This window comes from Haloarchaeobius sp. HME9146 (assembly GCF_025399835.1).
GTDB lineage: Archaea > Halobacteriota > Halobacteria > Halobacteriales > Natrialbaceae > Haloarchaeobius.
The window spans coordinates 2,499,160-2,515,510 of the sequence record NZ_JAODVR010000001.1; the positions used below are offsets into that span (position 1 = coordinate 2,499,160).

Here is a 16,351-nt window from a genome sequence, read left to right on the forward strand (position 1 = left end):
ATCGCTTGCGCCCACCTGTCTTGTGTTAACATGGCAATACTGGGTGGGCTGTGGTGCTGACAGTGGTTTCGAAAGGTCACCTGGCGTCTGACGGACGACGTCGAAGTGTCGCTGGAACACCCACCCACGCAGAGCAGGCAAGTCCCCTGACCGGGATGGACGAACTGTCCGGGGTACTGCCAGTACCCTGTCTACTGGTGAATCCCTCACACTGCGAGACGTATCAGTCTCGGCCGTCACGCCCCGACGACTGGACCTCCTGGAACTCGACGGAGACGGTCACGTCGGTCCCCGTCTGTCGTTCGACCGCGGCTTCGATGGTCGATGCGAGGTCGGGGAACTGCTCGTCGGCCGGTCTGTTGACCACCACCGTCACGCCCCGTGCCCCGTCGGTCGGCCCGTGGTCGAACCCGGTCATCTCGGTCTGGACCGCGACCAGTTCGAGCGCCTCGTACTCGGACCGGTCGAGGGTCTCGGAGACGGCGTCGTTGGTCTGCGTGTCGAACGCCGCCTTGCCCGTGAGAACCGTTCCAGCCGCAGTCACGACGAGGAGGAGGGCCACGAGCGTCACGAACGTCGGCCAGTACTCGCGGGCAGACCGACGGCCCGACAGCCCGTCCCAGCCGTCGGGCCGGTAACCCAGGTACCACAACACCGCGAAACCGGAGAGGTTCACGGCCACCGCGTTCGCCACGAGGAGGACGAACGCGCCGATGGCGACCGACGGCGCACCCCAGGCGAGCCCGATACCGACCGCGGCGGCGGCCGGGATGAGCGCCGCGGCGATCATCACACCGACGAGCGAGACGGGGAGCGCGGTCGCGAGGCCGAACGCGCCGGCCGCACCCGAACAGACCGCGACCACGAACGAGAGCAAGCCCGGCGAGATGCGCTTGGCCACCTGCCCGATTCCGGAGACGTGCAGACTCACGGGCAAGAGCTGGCCGTACCGTATCGTGACCCCGAGGACGGTCGCCCCGACGATGGCGGCGGCGTAGCCCGCCAGCTGGGTCCGGACACCGAGTTTCAGCATCTGTCGGTCGCCGAGTGCCATGCCGACGCTGGTGATGAGGGCGCGACCGACCTGTGGCGCGATGACCATCGCCCCGACGACGATGGCCGGCGAATCGAGCAACAGCCCCACGGCCGCCACGATGGCGCTCAGGCCGGTCATCGAGTAGTAGGTGAGTGCATTGCGGTGCATCCCGAGGGCCTTCCCGCGTATCTCCTCGCTGGCGACCGTATCGTCCTCCTCGACGCCCGCGACGAACCGGTCCTCCAGTTCGTCGTAGTGGCTGGTCTTCGCCGTCTCGGCCGTCGAGATGACGGTGTAGCGCTCGTCGTCCAGCCCCGCATCGCGCAGCCGGTCGAGGACGTAATCGACCGCCTGAATCGGGATGGGGAACTCGATCAAGACGGCGTCGTCGTCCTCCCGCGCCTCGGAGGTGATGACGTAATCCACGTCCTCGTCCTGCAACACTTCGACGAGGTCGTCCACCCGTTCGTCTCTCGCCAGGACCCGGACCAGTCGCATTTCCCGGGGATTGCCGGGGACACCCGTTAACGATGTAGCCAAGTCCTCTTGCGGGTGACCGGTGGGCTTTCCCACACGTCGACGACGAAGGGCTTACACTGCAACCTGCCCTCGACTCGGGCATGGCCGCGGACCTGCACGAGAAGACGAACCGGTACCACGACCTCCTCGAAGAGGCCCTCGACGTGGCAGAGGTCGCGCCGCAGACGGACACGCCGATGGGTCAGGCCGCCCTGGAGTGCCTGGAGATGGCGCAGTCCTACCTCGACGACGGCGAGCACTTCCGCGAGCATGACGACTGGGTGAACGCCCTGGCGGCGTTCTCGTACGGCCACGCCTGGCTGGACGCGGGCGCGAGAATCGGCCTGTTCGAAGTGCCGCGAGAGGGCCACCTGTTCACCGTGTGAACCGGTCACGAGAATCTGCAGTTTCGGCACCGCTCTCCGCGAATCTCGCCGCCCGTTGGCGATGGTATTACGTAAGGGGGGTGAGTGGGAGGTAGACGATGGAGGCGGTCCTGTGGTACGTGTTGACCGGGACGCGCGGTGGTGAGAACCGTGTCCGAATCCTGCGTGCCCTCGACGAACGACCGCGGAACGCCAACCAACTCGCGGAGGACCTCGACCTCGACTACAAGACGGTTCGACATCACCTCGACGTGCTCAGTGACAACGACATCGTGAAAGACAGCGGTGACGACTACGGGGCCATCTACCTGCCGACCGACCAGGCCCGCCACCACTGGGACACCGTCGAGGACATCATGGCAAAGGTGGAGTGAGTATGGCCGAAATTGGGAAAGAGTATAACCACGGTTGCGGCAAACGGAGGAATAGATGAGCATCTGGGTCACCCTGGCGAAGGCCGCGACCGTGGCTAACGTCGCGCTGTTGCTCGCCCTCGGGTACGTGTGGGGCCGGAACTTCCTGAAGTTCCGGTCGAAGCACACGATGGGGCTGTTGATCTTCTCGGCGTTCCTCCTCGCGGAGAACCTGCTGGTGCTCTACTACTACCAGCTGGACCCGACGCTGTCGGCGTGGTGGCACACCGACAGCATGGTCCCGCGCCCGGTGTGGCAGGCCCAGATGCTGCTCCACGTGATGCAGACGTTCGGACTCGGCTTTCTGGCCTGGGTCAGCTGGGACTGACCGGTCCACCACGCGGCACCCCGAATCGCGCCGTTCTCCGCGACCCACCCTTTTATACGTATTCGCTGTTCCTCCCTGATTCTAGTTATACCTGGGTACACCACCAAAAACGAGTGATGGCGGTGAGACTGTGGTGAGAATTGGGTGAGCTTGGGGCCGCAGTTCGGCAAATCGGTTTTAATACCCTGTTCGACGGTCGGAGTATGCGGAAACGCATCACCACGCTGGTGGTCGTCGCGATGCTCGTCAGCACCGGGCTGGCGGGCGTGGCGGCTGCTGGCCAAGGCACGAACGCGGCAGATGCGGCAGTACAGTTCACTGGACAGACCTCCGGTGGTTCCACGGTCGTGGTCGACGAGGTGACCCTGCCCGAGGGTGGCTTCGTCACCATCCACGACGCGACGCTGGGTGACGGCAAGACGCTGGAGAGCGTCCGCGGTACCTCACAGTACCTCGAAGCGGGCACGCACCAGAACGTCACCATCCACCTCGACGACACGCTCTCCGAGGATGCCACGCTGTTCGCGATGGCACACAAGGACACGAACGGTGACCAGAGCTACTCCTTCGTCGCCGACGGTGGCTCGACCGACGGCCCGTACACGGCCGGCGGTGACATCGTGATGCAGTCCGCCGACGTGACGGTCTCCGCGACGGTCTCGATGGCCGACGGCCCGGTCGCTGACGACACGGTCGTCGTCGACCGCGTCGAGCTCTCGGAGGGCGGCTTCGTGACGGTCCACGACGCGACCGTCACCGAGGGTGCCGTCTTCGAGAGCATCCGCGGCACCTCCCAGTACCTCAGTGCTGGCGTGCACGAGAACGTGCGCATCACGCTCGAGAAGCCCCTGACCGAGAACACGACGCTGGTCCCGATGGCCCACATGGACACCGACGATGACCAGACCTACACCTTCGACACCTCCGAGGGCGAGAACGACGGTCCCTACACCGCTGACGGCAGCGCGGTCGTCGACACGGCCGCCGTGACGCTCTCCGACGAGGCGACCGCGACCTTCGACGCCCAGGCCTCCGGCGGCCACCGCGTCGTGGTCGACTCCGTCTTCCTCCCCGAGGGCGGCTTCGTGACGATCCACGACAGCAGCCTGAGCGAGGGCGACGTGTTCGACAGCGTCCGCGGCACCTCCGAATACCTGGCACCGGGCTACCACGAGAACGTCGAGGTCGTCCTCGAGAAGCCGATGACCGAGGACGGCTCGCTCGTCGCGATGCCGCACATGGACACGGACGGTGACATGACGTACGACTTCGTCGACAGCGAGGGCAGCGACGACGGCCCGTACACCGCTGACGGCGGTGCCGTGGTCGACGCCGGGAACGTCACCATCTCCGCGAGCGTTGCGATGGCCGACCAGCCCTCCGACGGGCACACGGTCGTCGTGCAGGACGTCGACCTCGCCGAGGGCGGCTTCGTGACGGTCCACGACAGCTCGCTGTTCGCGGGAGCGACCCTCGACAGCGTCGTCGGCACGTCCGACTACCTCGAAGCGGGCCACCACGAGAACGTCACCATCACGCTCGACAGCACGCTGCGCTCCACGCAGACGCTCGTCCCGATGGCCCACATGGACAGCAACGACGACCAGACGTACTCGTTCGTCGAGGACGAGGGCGGCGCTGACGGCCCCTACGTCTACGACGGCGGTGCCGTGGTCGACACGGCCCGCGCCCAGGTCGGCGCGACCGTGACGTTCCAGGCCCAGGAGACGATGGGTGAGACGGTCGTCGTCGACTCCGTCACCCTCTCCAACGGTGGCTTCGTCACCATCCACGACGGGAGCCTGAGCGAGGGTGCCGTCTTCGACAGCGTCCGTGGCACGTCGGAGTACCTCGCACCCGGCACGCACGAGGACGTCGAGATCACGCTCGACGCGCCGGTCCAGGAGGACTCGACGCTCATCGCGATGGCGCACAGGGACTCGAACGGCGACCAGACGTACACCTTCGTCGAGAGTGACGGGGCGAACGACGGGCCGTACGTAGCGAAGGGTGCGGTCGTCTCCGGGGCATCCGTCACCGTCACGGGCGAGACGATGACGGAGACGACGACCACGACCGCGATGGACGAGCAAACCACCGGGATGGACGAGTCCACGACGATGATGGACGACGACTCCGGTTCCGGTGAGGCCAGCAGTGGCGGCTCGCCCGGCTTCGGCATCGTCGCCGTGGCACTGGCACTGGTCGGCACGCTGGCACTGGGGGTCCGCCGCGCGAGCTGACGCGATTCCCCAGTACCCGTTAGGGTTATATTCTTTGCGTGGTCGAAAGTGATATCAACCTTTTTTCGATTACCGATGGCATGATAAGCTTTGAACTCATGAGTATTTAAACCCACCAATAGATTTAAGTACTTTGCGGTCTTACTTAGGGTGAGGACGGGTTCCCGTCTGGGCGTGAATTTTTTCCACCCATTCAGGCTCCTATCCGCGGCCATCACGAGGGATACATATCATGAGCGATACAACAACCCGGACCAACACTGGCGAGGCAGAGAAGCGACTCCAGCAGGAAGAGCGGACCGTCTGCCCCGAGTGCAGTGGTGCACTGGTGCAGGACAGCGAACACGGTGAGATCGTCTGTGGCGAATGCGGTCTCGTGGTCGAGGAGGTGAACATCGACCACGGGCCCGAATGGCGCGCGTTCGACTCGAAAGAGAAGGACGAGAAGTCGCGCGTCGGTGCTCCGACGACGAAGATGATGCACGACGACGGGCTCTCGACCAACATCGGCTGGCAGGACAAAGACGCCTACGGACGGGCCCTGACCGCACGCCAGCGCCAGAAGATGCAGCGCCTCCGCACCTGGAACGAGCGCTTCCGCACCCGCGACTCGAAAGAGCGCAACCTGAAGCAGGCACTCGGCGAGATCGACCGGATGGCGTCCTCGCTCGGCCTCCCGGCCAACGTCCGCGAGACCGCCTCGGTCATCTACCGTCGCGCACTCAACGAGGACCTGCTCCCGGGCCGCTCCATCGAGGGCGTCGCTACCGCCGCCCTGTACGCGTCCGCGCGCCAGGCCGGCACGCCCCGGTCGCTCGACGAGATGGCGATGGTCAGCCGCGTCGACAAGATGGAGCTGACCCGGACGTACCGCTACATCGTCCGCGAGCTCAAACTCGAGATCAAGCCCGCCGACCCCGAGAACTACGTGCCCCGGTTCGCGAGCGAACTCGGCCTCTCGGACGAGTCCGAGCGCCGCGCGCGCCTCCTGCTGGAGAACGCGCGCCAGGCTGGCATCCACTCCGGGAAGTCGCCGGTCGGCCTCGCGGCAGCCGCCGTGTACGCGGCCGCCCTGCTGACGAACGAGAAGGTCACGCAGAACCAGGTCTCGGACGTGGCGAACATCTCCGAGGTTACCATCCGGAACCGGTACAAGGAGCTGCTAGACGCCTCGGACGCGTCGCTCACGACCCTCTGAACGGTCTTTCGTCGATGATGGCCGACTGACCGACGGTACCGGATACCGCGACAAAGTTTTTCACACCCTCCCGTGTTACTTCTCCCCATGGTGGAAACCTACGTCCGCCTCCTGTGTCCGGAATGCCGGAAAGACTGGGAGTCAGCACCCGGCTCGTTGCCCGGACCGCGGAAGAACTTCAGTTGTCCGAACTGCCACGCGACGCGGCGCACGGCCGAGTTCATGCGTACAGAACACGACCTCGACGCGCTCAAACAGCTCAAGTAGCAGTTCAGCCCTGGTTGACCGACGACAGTGCCCCGCAGGCGTCGCATTTCAGCACGGTCGTCCCCTGTCGTTCCTGCAGATGCGTGTCGGGTGAGCCGCACTCGCTACACGTGACGTACCCGGCGACGTACGCGTCCAGCGCGTCGGCGACCCGGGACTCCTTGAACGAGCCCGTGAGCCGGGCCCGTCCGCTCTCGTCGATGTGGCCGCTGGTTCCCAGCTCGTTCTGGAGGAACTTCATGACGTGACCGGCCTCGCGGTTGAGCACGTCGACGGTGTCTGCGAAGTTCTCGTAGACGCTCATCTTCCCCTCCTGACGGACCGTCGGGTCGGGGACCTCGAAGCGGTCACCTGTGGACTCGACGTCCGAGGACTCCTCGATTGCGCGATCCAGGTGGTCTTCGTAGCCCATGCGAGATAGTTCGGCCTGAGCGAGTAAAATATCTTGATACTCCAGCCACCTCGATTCTGACTGGGGTGAGATTGCTTAATTCAACGGAAAACATGTATTTTTCCGGTTCTCTACCCATTGAGAACGTCAATCTACTGACGCGCCGTGTTAACGCGACTCAGGATAATAATATAACCCTTGAACCAGTAGACCATTTTGGTTATGAAGAAGCAGGAGCTCATTCACCTTCACGGCCTGCTCGCAGAGGTAAGCAATCACTACGACACACGGACAGAGGACGACCTCTCTCTGGACGAATACGAATCCCTGGGGATTCGCCCAACTTCCATCCACAAATCGAAAACCGACCACAAAGCAGCAGTCTTTGCGCTGGCGACCGGAATCACTTCGGACATGCACGAGGAGCAGACCGAAGAGACCGTCGCCGTCTCCGCAGACTGAAACCGCAGACTCAGTTCTACGCAGCCAATTACCATCCCGGAAAGAACCGTCGATACCGACCGGACTCGCCCGCGCGCGACAGCTTATTCGATGAGGTCTTCGAACTCGGGGAGCACGTCGTCGTCCTCGTCCGGCTCCTGCTCGGCGACCTCGCCGCCATCCGTGCTGCTCACCTCTGCTTCGCTCTCGAGCTCCGCTGACTCGGCTTCGGCCTCGTCGTCCTCGTCGTCGTCTTCTTCGATGACCTCGACTTCCAGAACCTCCAGCGGGATGTTCGTCAGTCGCTGTCCGATCTCCTTGCGCGCGATGCGGGAGGCGTGTTCCTCGCGCTCGACGTTGAACACGGTCATCTCCAGTTCGAGTGCCACGAGTGCTTCGTCGGCCGCGATGAAGGCGGGCGGAAGCTCCTCACCCCCGGGTGAGGTGCGCGAGCCCATGTTGATCTCGACGTAGTTGAGGTCGGGATTCAGCATCTCTCCCGTCTTCGAGATGGCGATGCGAATCGCCTCGTCCTCTGTTTCCACGTCGTAAACCGGCACTGCAGCCTCGACGACCACTCTGCAGTTCATAATCGTTCTTTCATTCCCAGCCGAGTAGTATCAAGGTTGGCCCTGACACGGTGCCGACGGTCATCGCCGCCGGCCGCATCCCGACGAGGGCGACCCGAAACCCAGAAACGTCCACACGCCAACGACCCGGTGATGGAATCCGGGACGATATCGCTGTCTACGCTCTCCGGCGGGTTCGACGCACACGTGACGCTCGAAAGCGGCCAGTCCTACCTCTGGCGACGCGAGGACGGCCGGATGTACGAGGGCGACGACGAGGGCTCGCCCTGGTACTACACCGTGCTCGACCTGGACGAGAAGGACCACGACGTGACACCGGTTCCCGACGACGAAGCGGAACCGACCGTGGTCCGCGTCCGCGTGACCGACGAGGCCGTCGAGTGGGAGGCCTCCTGTGACGCGCACGACCTCGTGACACACCTCCTGCGCCTCGACGACGACCTCGACCGCATCATCGCCGATGCACCCGACCGCGACCTCGTGCACGAGGCCTACGACGCCCATCGCGGGCTCCGGCTCGTGCGTGACCCGCCCTTTGGCTGTCTCGTCTCGTTCATCTGTTCGGCCCAGATGCGCGTCGAGCGCATCCACGAGATGGTCTCCTCGCTCGCGCGCGCCTACGGCGACGAGGTCGAATTCGACGGCCGAACGTACCACGCGTTCCCCCGCCCGGAGCAGCTCGCCGCGACCACCGAGCAGGACCTCCGCGACCTCGGTCTCGGCTACCGCGCGCCCTACGTCCAGCGGACCGCCGAGATGGTCGCCTCGGGCGAGGCCCACCCCGCCGACTTCTTCGACATGGAGTACGAGGCCGCACGCGACGCCATGACGACGTTCGTCGGGGTCGGCGACAAGGTGGCCGACTGCATCCTCCTGTTCTCGCTGGGCTACCTCGAGGCCATCCCGCTCGACACCTGGATGCAGACCGTGGTGTCTGACTACTACCCCGAGTGCGACCGGGGCAACTACGCCGAGACCTCCCGCGCACTTCGCGAGACCTTCGGCGGCGAGTACGCCGGCTACGTCCAGACGTACGTGTTCCACCTGCTCAGAACGCGCGAGGACTGAGCGCGCGACGAGTGAAAGCTTGATGTGGCAGGCAGCAGACGACCCGGTATGCACTATTTTCTCACCGGTGCGACCGGGTTCGTCGGGGGCAGACTCGCCCGACGGCTGGTCGACGACGGCCACGAGGTGACGGCGCTCGTCCGGTCACCCGGGAAGGCGACCGACCTCGAGGAGTACGGCGTCGAACTCGTCGCCGGCGACATCACCGACGGGTCGAGCATGCGCGAGGCGATGGCGGGCACCGACGGCGTGTTCCACCTCGCCGCGTGGTACCGTCTCGGCGTCGACGACCCCGAACTGGCCGAGCAGGTCAACGTCGAGGGCACCCGGAACGTCCTCGAACTCGTCGACAAACTCGACATCCCGAAGGCCGTGTACACCAGCACGCTCGCCGTCAACTCCGACACCCACGGCGTGCGCGTGGACGAGGACTACCGATTCGAGGGCGAGCACCTCTCCATCTACGACGAGACGAAGTGGCGCGCACACTACGAGGTCGCCGACCCGATGGCCGACGATGGCGTCCCCATCGTGACCGTGATGCCGGGCGTCATCTACGGCCCCGGGGACACCAGCCAGATGCGTGACCTCTGGGTCGACTGGCTGCAGGGCGACCTCCCCGTCATCCCCCGCGAGACCGCCTACTGCTGGTCGCACGTCGACGACGTCGTGGACGCCCACGTCGCCGCGATGGAAGAGGGAGAGCCAGGCGAGGACTACATCATCGCGGGCGAGCCCTACACGCTGGTCGAGGCCATGGCGATCGCGAGCAACATCGTCGGCAAGGAGGCCCCGCGGGCCATCTCGCCGCGCTGGTTCCGGGGGATGGCGATGCTGGCGGGCGTCGCGGAACGGTTCGTCTCGCTCCCCGAGACCTACAGTTCCGAAGCCCTGCGCGTGCTCGGCGGCGCGACGTACCTGGGCGACAACGCGAAGGCCAAGCGCGAACTCGGACTGCAGCACCGACCCTTCCAGGACGGCCTCAGGGAGGTCCTGGAGCACGAACAGGCGCAGCTCGGGCTGGAGTGATTCGACACCCCCGCTGCGGCCCCATCAGGCACTGGCCGAATTCGCATCCACCGCAACCCCCAAGTTCTCGACCGTAGTCCGGAGTGACATGGACGGTCACGGCCGCGCCACTGCCCCCGCCGCGGGCACGGTGCTCAACGCGCTCGCGAACGGACGAGGCTGCGCCTTCGCGATAGACCTCGAGACGACCGCCGAGGTGACGCTCGACGATTCGGGGACCTTCCGCGGCGAGGTCGCGGAGGCCGCCGACGCGGACACCCGCCTCATCGAGCGCTGCGCCGAACTCGCGGTCGAGCGCTGGGGCGACGACGAGACGACCGGCGCACAGGTCACCACGGAGAGCGAGGTGCCGATGGCTGCCGGGCTCAAATCGTCGAGCGCCGCCGCCAACGCCACCGTCGTGGCCACCTGCGACGCGCTCGGCGTGGACCCGGACCCGACCGACGCCTGTCGCGTTGGCGTGCAGGCCGCCCGCGACACCGGCGTCACGGTCACCGGCGCGTTCGACGACGCCAGCGCCAGCATGCTCGGCGGCGTCACCGTCACCGACAACACGCAGGACGAACTGCTCGCCCGCGAAGAGGTCGACTGGGACGTGCTGGTCTGGTGGCCCGACCAGCAGGCCTTCAGCGCCGACGCCGACGTGGACCGCTGCAAGCGAATCGCGCCGATGGCCGACCTCGTCGCCGAACTCGCCCTCGACGGGCGCTACGGCGAGGCGATGACGGTCAACGGCTTCGCGTTCTGTGGCGCGCTCGGCTTCCCGACCGACCCGATGCTCGAGGCCCTGCCCGACGTGGACGGCGTCTCCCTGTCGGGTACCGGCCCCAGCTACGTCGCGGTGGGCGACCGCGACACGCTCGAATCGCTCGCAGACACCTGGAACGAACGAGACGGAGAAACATGGCTCACGACGACACGACCCAACGGCTGCCAGACGACATGAACCTCGACGAACTCCGTGAGGAGATCGAGGAGATAGACCGCGACATCGTCGAACTCATCGCGAGACGGACGTACGTCGCCGACACCATCGCGCAGGTCAAGGAGGAACAGGGCCTGCCGACCACCGACGAAGCCCAGGAGCAGGCGGTGATGGACCGCGCGGGTGAGAACGCCGAGCGCTTCGAGGTCGAGGCGAACCTCGTGAAGGCCATCTTCCGGCTGCTCATCGAGTTGAACAAGGTGGAACAAAGACATAATAGGGAAATCAAGTGACGGCGTGGACTTGGCGTGTTATTCAGAACCCCATTTAAATACAGTTTATATGCAAAGGGGTAGCGTTAGCCACTGAAAGGTCCCTACGGAATCCCCGCCACTATCCTTAATTGCATCCTGAATCTCATGAACTTGTGCAGTAACCGTCTCTCGCACGTCGCTCTTGACAGTTCCCGAGTAGGACTATCAACCGTTGCTGTATACACAGCCCGTCTCGGGTAAGACCACGGGCAGCTAGAGAGGTGCTGATTCGGTTGAATCAGAGGTCTCGGTCTGTCGCTTCATCCAGTGTTCTGAACCGAACTTATCAGGAATTGGCTGCTGAATACAGGGGATTAATGCCGTATAGCTGACTCTGATATTTGGAAGTATCTGGTTTAATTACTTTTTGGAACTAAACACCGATGCTATGTTTGATTTCTAGTTTGTCAGTTGAGTGTTACAGTGTGCTATCGGAGAAAGCGATTGGCCGATAAGGAGTTATGAGACCTCACCCAAAATATGGATATTAGATGTTTGAGACCGGTGATGATTTTGATAAGAAGAAAAATCGGGTGCCGAATGCCAGTGCTGTAAGTCGGGCGAATAACTATTTCGTTCTACATAAAGGGGGTCGAGACGGATATAAGTTACATATTGTTGATAAGCACCGGTTAGTTGCAACTGAATCGCCGAACGGTAATCTGGTCATATTCAATGGGTGGAAGTCGTATTTCACTGGGTTCCCTCATCCAGTAGCAAAAGCAGCGTGGGATCGATTAAAAGAGCGGCGCCACACTGGGGTTCAGGGAAAGCCGATTGCAAGGCTCACTGTGACCAAAACACCAGATTCCACACCACCTCACAAACTTCCTCGGGACAGGCCGCGTAGTGGAACAGTGTCTCTCCAAAATAACAAAGTCATCGCAACGACTGAGGATAGTGGAGTCACTAATGTCTTGTCTGGTCTGGATGCGGTGACAATAGAGTACCGTGGTATCTCCTCCCCGACTACTGACCAGTCTCAGAATCCAAAGGCAGACGATAACGAACAAAATACTGCATCCTCCTCAACGACCACGCGGTCAATTCCATCCAGCGCAGTGGGATCATATCCTGAGTTGGCACGGCTATTCAATCACGAGGCGTACGACTCATACTCGAAGTGGCCCAGATATCTGTATGAGCATTCCGACGACAGAGTCCTTCAACAATTTGTTGCTGAACTCCTATCAGTTCTGGGGTATGAAACGTCCGAGGTCGGAGAACTAGATCTCTATCACGACGTCACAGCCCAAAAGGAGGGCCGCCAAATTCGCGTGAAAATATTCCTTAACCAAACGATTGATGAGATTGATATAGAGTTATGTGAATCCCAAGCCAATATTTGCGACATAACGGCTTTCTTCGTAATAACAGTCGATACTGACCTAACTGACCGAGCTCAATTCACAGGCTGGAGCGACGATATTAGGGTAATCGACAGTAAGGAACTATACGACTTAGTTAAAGGTGCAGTTCTGCGGATTAGCGAAACGACCTAAGGAGTGGAGGAGGTTTCAAGCAGTTGTGACACATTGTTTCTTTGTCCTGCTGATTCAACCTCTCCTAAAAAAGCAGTCTGATACTGCACTCGAGCCCTATATTTAGCACGTTACAGACGAAATCATGTGCGATTGTCAGGAACATCGGTGATTCACTCGCACTCCATGTGTTTCAGCGCATTCAGCCAACAGACGCCGAAACAAACGACAGCCGGGTGCTGACTGCATCCTTTGTATCTCGTACAGTTGAAATGCCGGGTGAGGGCGCACCTCTTTGATTTTGAAGTACAAGCCAATACATCGACGGTGTTGACCATGTTTTCATGGAAACAGCAGAATAGTAAGAACAGCACCTCAACACACAACGTACGCATCTACCGCGCCGATTAGAGATTTAGACTGAATACCTTCTCTCGATATTCATCCTCGATATGCTCGTATTCTACGTGGATGTATCGATGGAACGCGTCTCGGGTATTATCGACTTCAGACGATTGTACGTCACCCCGCATGTATTGCACCCAGGGTTCTGGCATCCGAGCCTCCAACCTGAACCACGATGAGAACCAGTGCCGGGCCCAGTGGGGACTAATTGACCGCTTCTGATCGTCGTTCGTAATCTGATACTCAGGCCACCAATGCTTCCTCCACACGTACTGTAGATTCGACGGGTTCATTTGCCCACCTTTCTGCGTAAGGAACACCCATGGTGACCCATTATCGGGCCTGATCAATAGCCAATCGATGAGAACGCGGCGCATCTCGTCATCTAGCGGAATGACCGTCGGATTCTTTCGCTTGTTGCCAGGACGATTTTTCTTTGTGTCGATGAATACAGCATTTGGACGCCCTTCGAGTTGAGGATGGGAACCCATCTGGTCATGGTCCTGTCCCTCACCGTTGTAGTGGTTCAGAACGTCTGCGTTCGTGACGTGCACGTCCTCGAACCGCAGATTCCCGATCTCTCCTGGGCGAGCACCTGTTTTCACTCCAAAAACCGTCGCAGCCCGCTCACCAACGTGCTTTATGCCGGCCACCTGCTTGCGAAGATCATGGATATCGAGTTTGGGGAACTCGCGCGTGTCCGGGCTTTTAAGTGGTCCCTCGTTATTCTTCTTCGCTAATTCGTACGGATTGTACTCGTCGGGGTGCGGGAACCGACTGTCCTCTTGCATCCACTCGTACACCTCCGCAACGCGGTTTACCAGCTTACGTGCCGAGTCACCGTTCATCCGCTCGGTCAACTCCTCTATCCACGCCTCTACGTGATGGTGACTCGCGAGAGTGGGCTCGCGCTCGGGATACGCCCGCTGCATAAACTCACTCCATTGGTCAAACGCTTCCTGGTATTTCTTCGCGAATGAACCCGCTATGTCCTTTTTTGGGATACGAGTTTTGAGGTACCGGTCGTACCAGTCCACATCGATTTGCTTCATTTCCTCATTATACACTTCCAATGGGTCGCTCGTGCGCCCAAACGCCTCCGCTACTTTGTCTTCTGGATTCTTATTCATTTTCTTGGGGTATGTTCTTACGGTCCCACAGCCGAGTCTGCCAGATATCATACGTCGCACCGCCCAACAGAACGGCCATAATCGTCGGCTGATAACGGTGCGGCCAGTCAGGGTTGAACGCCATCCACCGGTACCATTTAAACAGGGGTCTGAACCGGGTGTCATGCGTTGTCTTCAATGAGGCATCGGAGGCTGCCACCTGCTCGGTAAGCCAGCCCTCGATGTCATCGGGATCAGCAAGCGCAGGATGTACGTCGTGCTTTTCGCAATACTCACACCAGAGTTCGTACGCGCGTCCATACACGGTCTCGCGGGTGTGCTGGCTGGTGTTGGAAAGTTCATCCGAACAGAATTTCCTCCACGCCTCGTTCGCGTCCACGTCGGTCCTGAAGTTAGAAAGATAGTGTCGCGCGGGCACATCCTCGACGCTTTTGTATACCCCGAGGAACGCGCGAGCGTCTTGTTCGACTAGACTACCTTGGTGATACCCCGAGTTGTAGTCGTAGTTCGTCTCGATCATTGAACGTACATCCTCCCGTGTTCGTCGATGTCAAGCTCGTCCCCATCCAGCCTGTCGAGAATCTTGGCAACACGGGAATTGGCCGTATTGATGACGTGCTGTACGACGTTCGGATACTCTGTACCCGGATTGTTTTTTACGTACTCAACAATCGTGTTACCCTCACTAGCGTAGACTTGCGATTCGAGTGTTTGGATTCGATTACGTGCGTGCGTGAGCTCGGAGCGAAGATCGTTGCACTGCTGACGGAGTTCATCACGGGTCTTGTCAGAGGCTGGGGCTCGAGAGAATTTTTTCAGACCAGCTTCTACCATCGCTTGGACCCATTCGCTCATAGACATGCCCATGCTGTCAGCATGTTGTGCCCAGCGTTCGTGCTGTTCCTCTTCGACGTAGGTGGCGACGTGCTTGCTCACTCTCAGTCACCCCCGCTGAAGTCTGTGTGTTGATTTCCCTGAGGAGATTCGGGTTGTTCTACGGGAGTCAGCAAAATCGCGCCTTTGTATACGCTAGGGACCACCGCTTCGGTGTCAGCGGAGATCCCAAGTTTGCGGATTTCACGTCTATCCAGTACAACTGCGACTGTTACAGGTGTTCCATCGGCAGCGCGTACAATCTTGGCTGCTTCACGATTGGTCTCGCTTTTGCTGTCAGTGCTGGAATCGAAACACGGCTGACCATGTTCAACGGGTTCGCTACTCATTTCGCGAGCCTCCGTTGGAACGTGCGGGAAGGGCTGTTTGGAGGGCGGTCAACCGATGAGAGAGATAGATATGTCTAATCATTTTTTCGTTGTCACTCTTTTTTCTGGCTTCGAGGAGGGACTGTCGCACTAGCGCCCGTCCTCATGTTTCAGGAGCTGGGACGGGCGTGGGAACGCGACTTGTATTCCCCCAGTTTGCTTCCCGGATATGGTGGGAAAGCAACTGAAAAGGCCCACCACCCACTTAAAAGGATTTGGGAATTAGTTGGTAACTTAGTTACTAAACGTTATCTCACTTAGCTGTCTCAACCACTCCTCATTTTTCGTTCACATTCTCCAACAAAGTCTCCAGAATTCTCAGGATTAGCCCGATCTTCGGGATGTTCTGCCCGGGGGTAATCGTCTTCCCTCGAGAATCAATCTCGATTATTTTTGCTTCAGCGAGCTTGTGAAGGTGTGCTTGGTCCAGACTGGAGTACACACGATGGTATATCTCACCAGTTGCTTGACTACGTGGCACTCCGTGTTCGATTGCAGCAATGTAGCGGGCAATCTCACGCAGGGTTGTACTTTGTCCCTCCTCCATCTCAAGAACGTATCGGATGACATGCCGGCGGCGATCTGCCTGCAAGAGATGGCACAACTCCGTAATTTGGTTTTCTAGAGAACTACAATCAAACGTCCTGTGTTCAGTCACACGTACTCTCCGGAATCAGCCTAGCGGGCCGTGCAAGGCGCTGCTGTATCTCTATTAACAGATTTGCAATTTCGTGGGTTTGCGCTCGAACGAGAATAGCCCCTGAGTCTTTGTCCCACTCGATTAGCTCGTATCGATCCAGAACTGGAAGATGTACATGGTGCAGCGAGATGTAGAAACGATGTCGCTGGTCCTTTGTGAGAGCTTGCGGCGGTCGATCGCGTTCAGTCGCCGCTAATCTGATTGCGAGGGATGACACCGAATCGG

General features: G+C 60.7%; 19 protein-coding genes. 12 read left to right on the top strand and 7 right to left on the bottom strand.

Annotated features, from left to right (window positions below; genetic code table 11):
• Positions 1 to 223: 223 nt before the first annotated feature.
• Entirely contained in the window at positions 224 to 1,534 is a 1,311-nt protein-coding gene (locus N6C22_RS13000; RefSeq protein WP_261651541.1) for a TIGR00341 family protein, read from the bottom strand.
• A 122-nt stretch (positions 1,535 to 1,656) separates the two neighbouring features.
• On the opposite strand from N6C22_RS13000, the gene N6C22_RS13005 reads away from it, so the two are divergent.
• The 6 genes from N6C22_RS13005 to N6C22_RS13030 all read left to right on the top strand — a co-directional run bounded on the left by N6C22_RS13005 (position 1,657) and on the right by N6C22_RS13030 (position 6,390).
• On the top strand, positions 1,657 to 1,941 hold the full coding sequence (locus N6C22_RS13005) for a DUF357 domain-containing protein (RefSeq protein ID WP_261651542.1): 285 nt from the start codon (positions 1,657 to 1,659) through the stop codon (positions 1,939 to 1,941).
• Between the two features lie 98 nt (positions 1,942 to 2,039).
• On the top strand, positions 2,040 to 2,315 hold the full coding sequence (locus N6C22_RS13010) for a winged helix-turn-helix domain-containing protein (protein WP_261651543.1): 276 nt from the start codon (positions 2,040 to 2,042) through the stop codon (positions 2,313 to 2,315).
• A 55-nt stretch (positions 2,316 to 2,370) separates the two neighbouring features.
• Positions 2,371 to 2,682, top strand: a complete 312-nt coding sequence (locus N6C22_RS13015; RefSeq protein ID WP_261651544.1) for a hypothetical protein — start codon at positions 2,371 to 2,373, stop codon at positions 2,680 to 2,682.
• 203 nt (positions 2,683 to 2,885) lie between these two features.
• Complete coding sequence (locus tag N6C22_RS13020; protein ID WP_261651545.1) at positions 2,886 to 4,925, top strand: hypothetical protein; 2,040 nt, start codon at positions 2,886 to 2,888, stop codon at positions 4,923 to 4,925.
• 232 nt (positions 4,926 to 5,157) lie between these two features.
• Positions 5,158 to 6,123 (top strand): transcription initiation factor IIB family protein, encoded by a 966-nt coding sequence (locus N6C22_RS13025; protein WP_261651546.1) that lies wholly within the window; start codon positions 5,158 to 5,160, stop codon positions 6,121 to 6,123.
• 87 nt (positions 6,124 to 6,210) lie between these two features.
• Positions 6,211 to 6,390, top strand: a complete 180-nt coding sequence (locus N6C22_RS13030; protein ID WP_261651547.1) for a hypothetical protein — start codon at positions 6,211 to 6,213, stop codon at positions 6,388 to 6,390.
• A 4-nt stretch (positions 6,391 to 6,394) separates the two neighbouring features.
• Here the strand turns inward: N6C22_RS13030 and N6C22_RS13035 are convergent, their stop codons facing one another.
• On the bottom strand, positions 6,395 to 6,802 hold the full coding sequence (locus N6C22_RS13035) for a translation initiation factor IF-2 subunit beta (RefSeq protein WP_261651548.1): 408 nt from the start codon (positions 6,800 to 6,802) through the stop codon (positions 6,395 to 6,397).
• A 201-nt stretch (positions 6,803 to 7,003) separates the two neighbouring features.
• Between N6C22_RS13035 and N6C22_RS13040 the strand changes: the two genes are divergently transcribed.
• Positions 7,004 to 7,243, top strand: a complete 240-nt coding sequence (locus N6C22_RS13040) for a UPF0058 family protein (protein ID WP_261651549.1) — start codon at positions 7,004 to 7,006, stop codon at positions 7,241 to 7,243.
• A gap of 83 nt (positions 7,244 to 7,326) precedes the next feature.
• On the opposite strand, the gene N6C22_RS13045 is transcribed toward N6C22_RS13040, so the two are convergent.
• Positions 7,327 to 7,812: a DUF555 domain-containing protein gene (locus N6C22_RS13045; protein ID WP_261651550.1), complete on the bottom strand. Its 486-nt coding sequence runs from the start codon at positions 7,810 to 7,812 to the stop codon at positions 7,327 to 7,329.
• Between the two features lie 132 nt (positions 7,813 to 7,944).
• Here N6C22_RS13045 and N6C22_RS13050 point away from each other — a divergent pair, with 132 nt between their 5' ends.
• From N6C22_RS13050 to N6C22_RS13070, 5 genes are all read left to right on the top strand, one after another.
• Complete coding sequence (locus N6C22_RS13050) at positions 7,945 to 8,880, top strand: DNA-3-methyladenine glycosylase (RefSeq protein WP_261651551.1); 936 nt, start codon at positions 7,945 to 7,947, stop codon at positions 8,878 to 8,880.
• Between the two features lie 48 nt (positions 8,881 to 8,928).
• A complete protein-coding gene (locus N6C22_RS13055; RefSeq protein ID WP_261651552.1) occupies positions 8,929 to 9,909 on the top strand; it encodes an NAD-dependent epimerase/dehydratase family protein in 981 nt (326 codons plus the stop codon).
• 88 nt (positions 9,910 to 9,997) lie between these two features.
• Positions 9,998 to 10,855: a shikimate kinase gene (locus N6C22_RS13060; protein WP_261651553.1), complete on the top strand. Its 858-nt coding sequence runs from the start codon at positions 9,998 to 10,000 to the stop codon at positions 10,853 to 10,855.
• The gene (locus N6C22_RS13065) at positions 10,813 to 11,127 is read left to right on the top strand and encodes a chorismate mutase (RefSeq protein ID WP_369684412.1); all 315 of its coding nucleotides are present in this window, start codon (positions 10,813 to 10,815) and stop codon (positions 11,125 to 11,127) included. Before N6C22_RS13060 ends, N6C22_RS13065 begins: the two co-directional genes overlap by 43 nt.
• Positions 11,128 to 11,639: 512 nt before the next feature.
• A complete protein-coding gene (locus N6C22_RS13070; RefSeq protein WP_261651554.1) occupies positions 11,640 to 12,650 on the top strand; it encodes a hypothetical protein in 1,011 nt (336 codons plus the stop codon).
• A 386-nt stretch (positions 12,651 to 13,036) separates the two neighbouring features.
• Here N6C22_RS13070 and N6C22_RS13075 read toward each other — a convergent pair whose 3' ends face one another.
• The 4 genes from N6C22_RS13075 to N6C22_RS13090 all read right to left on the bottom strand — a co-directional run bounded on the left by N6C22_RS13075 (position 13,037) and on the right by N6C22_RS13090 (position 15,973).
• Complete coding sequence (locus N6C22_RS13075) at positions 13,037 to 14,215, bottom strand: site-specific integrase (RefSeq protein ID WP_261651555.1); 1,179 nt, start codon at positions 14,213 to 14,215, stop codon at positions 13,037 to 13,039.
• On the bottom strand, positions 14,157 to 14,684 hold the full coding sequence (locus N6C22_RS13080; protein WP_261651556.1) for a hypothetical protein: 528 nt from the start codon (positions 14,682 to 14,684) through the stop codon (positions 14,157 to 14,159). Before N6C22_RS13080 ends, N6C22_RS13075 begins: the two co-directional genes overlap by 59 nt.
• A complete protein-coding gene (locus N6C22_RS13085) occupies positions 14,681 to 15,100 on the bottom strand; it encodes a hypothetical protein (RefSeq protein ID WP_261651557.1) in 420 nt (139 codons plus the stop codon). Before N6C22_RS13085 ends, N6C22_RS13080 begins: the two co-directional genes overlap by 4 nt.
• A gap of 603 nt (positions 15,101 to 15,703) precedes the next feature.
• Positions 15,704 to 15,973: a hypothetical protein gene (locus N6C22_RS13090; protein ID WP_261651558.1), complete on the bottom strand. Its 270-nt coding sequence runs from the start codon at positions 15,971 to 15,973 to the stop codon at positions 15,704 to 15,706.
• Positions 15,974 to 16,351 lie beyond the last annotated feature (378 nt).

What these genes read in the sequence shown, in the direction of transcription:
- N6C22_RS13000 (WP_261651541.1), bottom strand. Translation starts at nt 1,534, where the DNA reads ATGCGACTGGTCCGGGTCCTGGCGAGAGACGAACGGGTGGACGACCTC.
- N6C22_RS13005 (WP_261651542.1), top strand. Translation starts at nt 1,657, where the DNA reads ATGGCCGCGGACCTGCACGAGAAGACGAACCGGTACCACGACCTCCTC.
- N6C22_RS13010 (WP_261651543.1), top strand. Translation starts at nt 2,040, where the DNA reads ATGGAGGCGGTCCTGTGGTACGTGTTGACCGGGACGCGCGGTGGTGAG.
- N6C22_RS13015 (WP_261651544.1), top strand. Translation starts at nt 2,371, where the DNA reads ATGAGCATCTGGGTCACCCTGGCGAAGGCCGCGACCGTGGCTAACGTC.
- N6C22_RS13020 (WP_261651545.1), top strand. Translation starts at nt 2,886, where the DNA reads ATGCGGAAACGCATCACCACGCTGGTGGTCGTCGCGATGCTCGTCAGC.
- N6C22_RS13025 (WP_261651546.1), top strand. Translation starts at nt 5,158, where the DNA reads ATGAGCGATACAACAACCCGGACCAACACTGGCGAGGCAGAGAAGCGA.
- N6C22_RS13030 (WP_261651547.1), top strand. Translation starts at nt 6,211, where the DNA reads ATGGTGGAAACCTACGTCCGCCTCCTGTGTCCGGAATGCCGGAAAGAC.
- N6C22_RS13035 (WP_261651548.1), bottom strand. Translation starts at nt 6,802, where the DNA reads ATGGGCTACGAAGACCACCTGGATCGCGCAATCGAGGAGTCCTCGGAC.
- N6C22_RS13040 (WP_261651549.1), top strand. Translation starts at nt 7,004, where the DNA reads ATGAAGAAGCAGGAGCTCATTCACCTTCACGGCCTGCTCGCAGAGGTA.
- N6C22_RS13045 (WP_261651550.1), bottom strand. Translation starts at nt 7,812, where the DNA reads ATGAACTGCAGAGTGGTCGTCGAGGCTGCAGTGCCGGTTTACGACGTG.
- N6C22_RS13050 (WP_261651551.1), top strand. Translation starts at nt 7,945, where the DNA reads ATGGAATCCGGGACGATATCGCTGTCTACGCTCTCCGGCGGGTTCGAC.
- N6C22_RS13055 (WP_261651552.1), top strand. Translation starts at nt 8,929, where the DNA reads ATGCACTATTTTCTCACCGGTGCGACCGGGTTCGTCGGGGGCAGACTC.
- N6C22_RS13060 (WP_261651553.1), top strand. Translation starts at nt 9,998, where the DNA reads ATGGACGGTCACGGCCGCGCCACTGCCCCCGCCGCGGGCACGGTGCTC.
- N6C22_RS13065 (WP_369684412.1), top strand. Translation starts at nt 10,813, where the DNA reads ATGGCTCACGACGACACGACCCAACGGCTGCCAGACGACATGAACCTC.
- N6C22_RS13070 (WP_261651554.1), top strand. Translation starts at nt 11,640, where the DNA reads ATGTTTGAGACCGGTGATGATTTTGATAAGAAGAAAAATCGGGTGCCG.
- N6C22_RS13075 (WP_261651555.1), bottom strand. Translation starts at nt 14,215, where the DNA reads ATGATATCTGGCAGACTCGGCTGTGGGACCGTAAGAACATACCCCAAG.
- N6C22_RS13080 (WP_261651556.1), bottom strand. Translation starts at nt 14,684, where the DNA reads ATGATCGAGACGAACTACGACTACAACTCGGGGTATCACCAAGGTAGT.
- N6C22_RS13090 (WP_261651558.1), bottom strand. Translation starts at nt 15,973, where the DNA reads ATGGAGGAGGGACAAAGTACAACCCTGCGTGAGATTGCCCGCTACATT.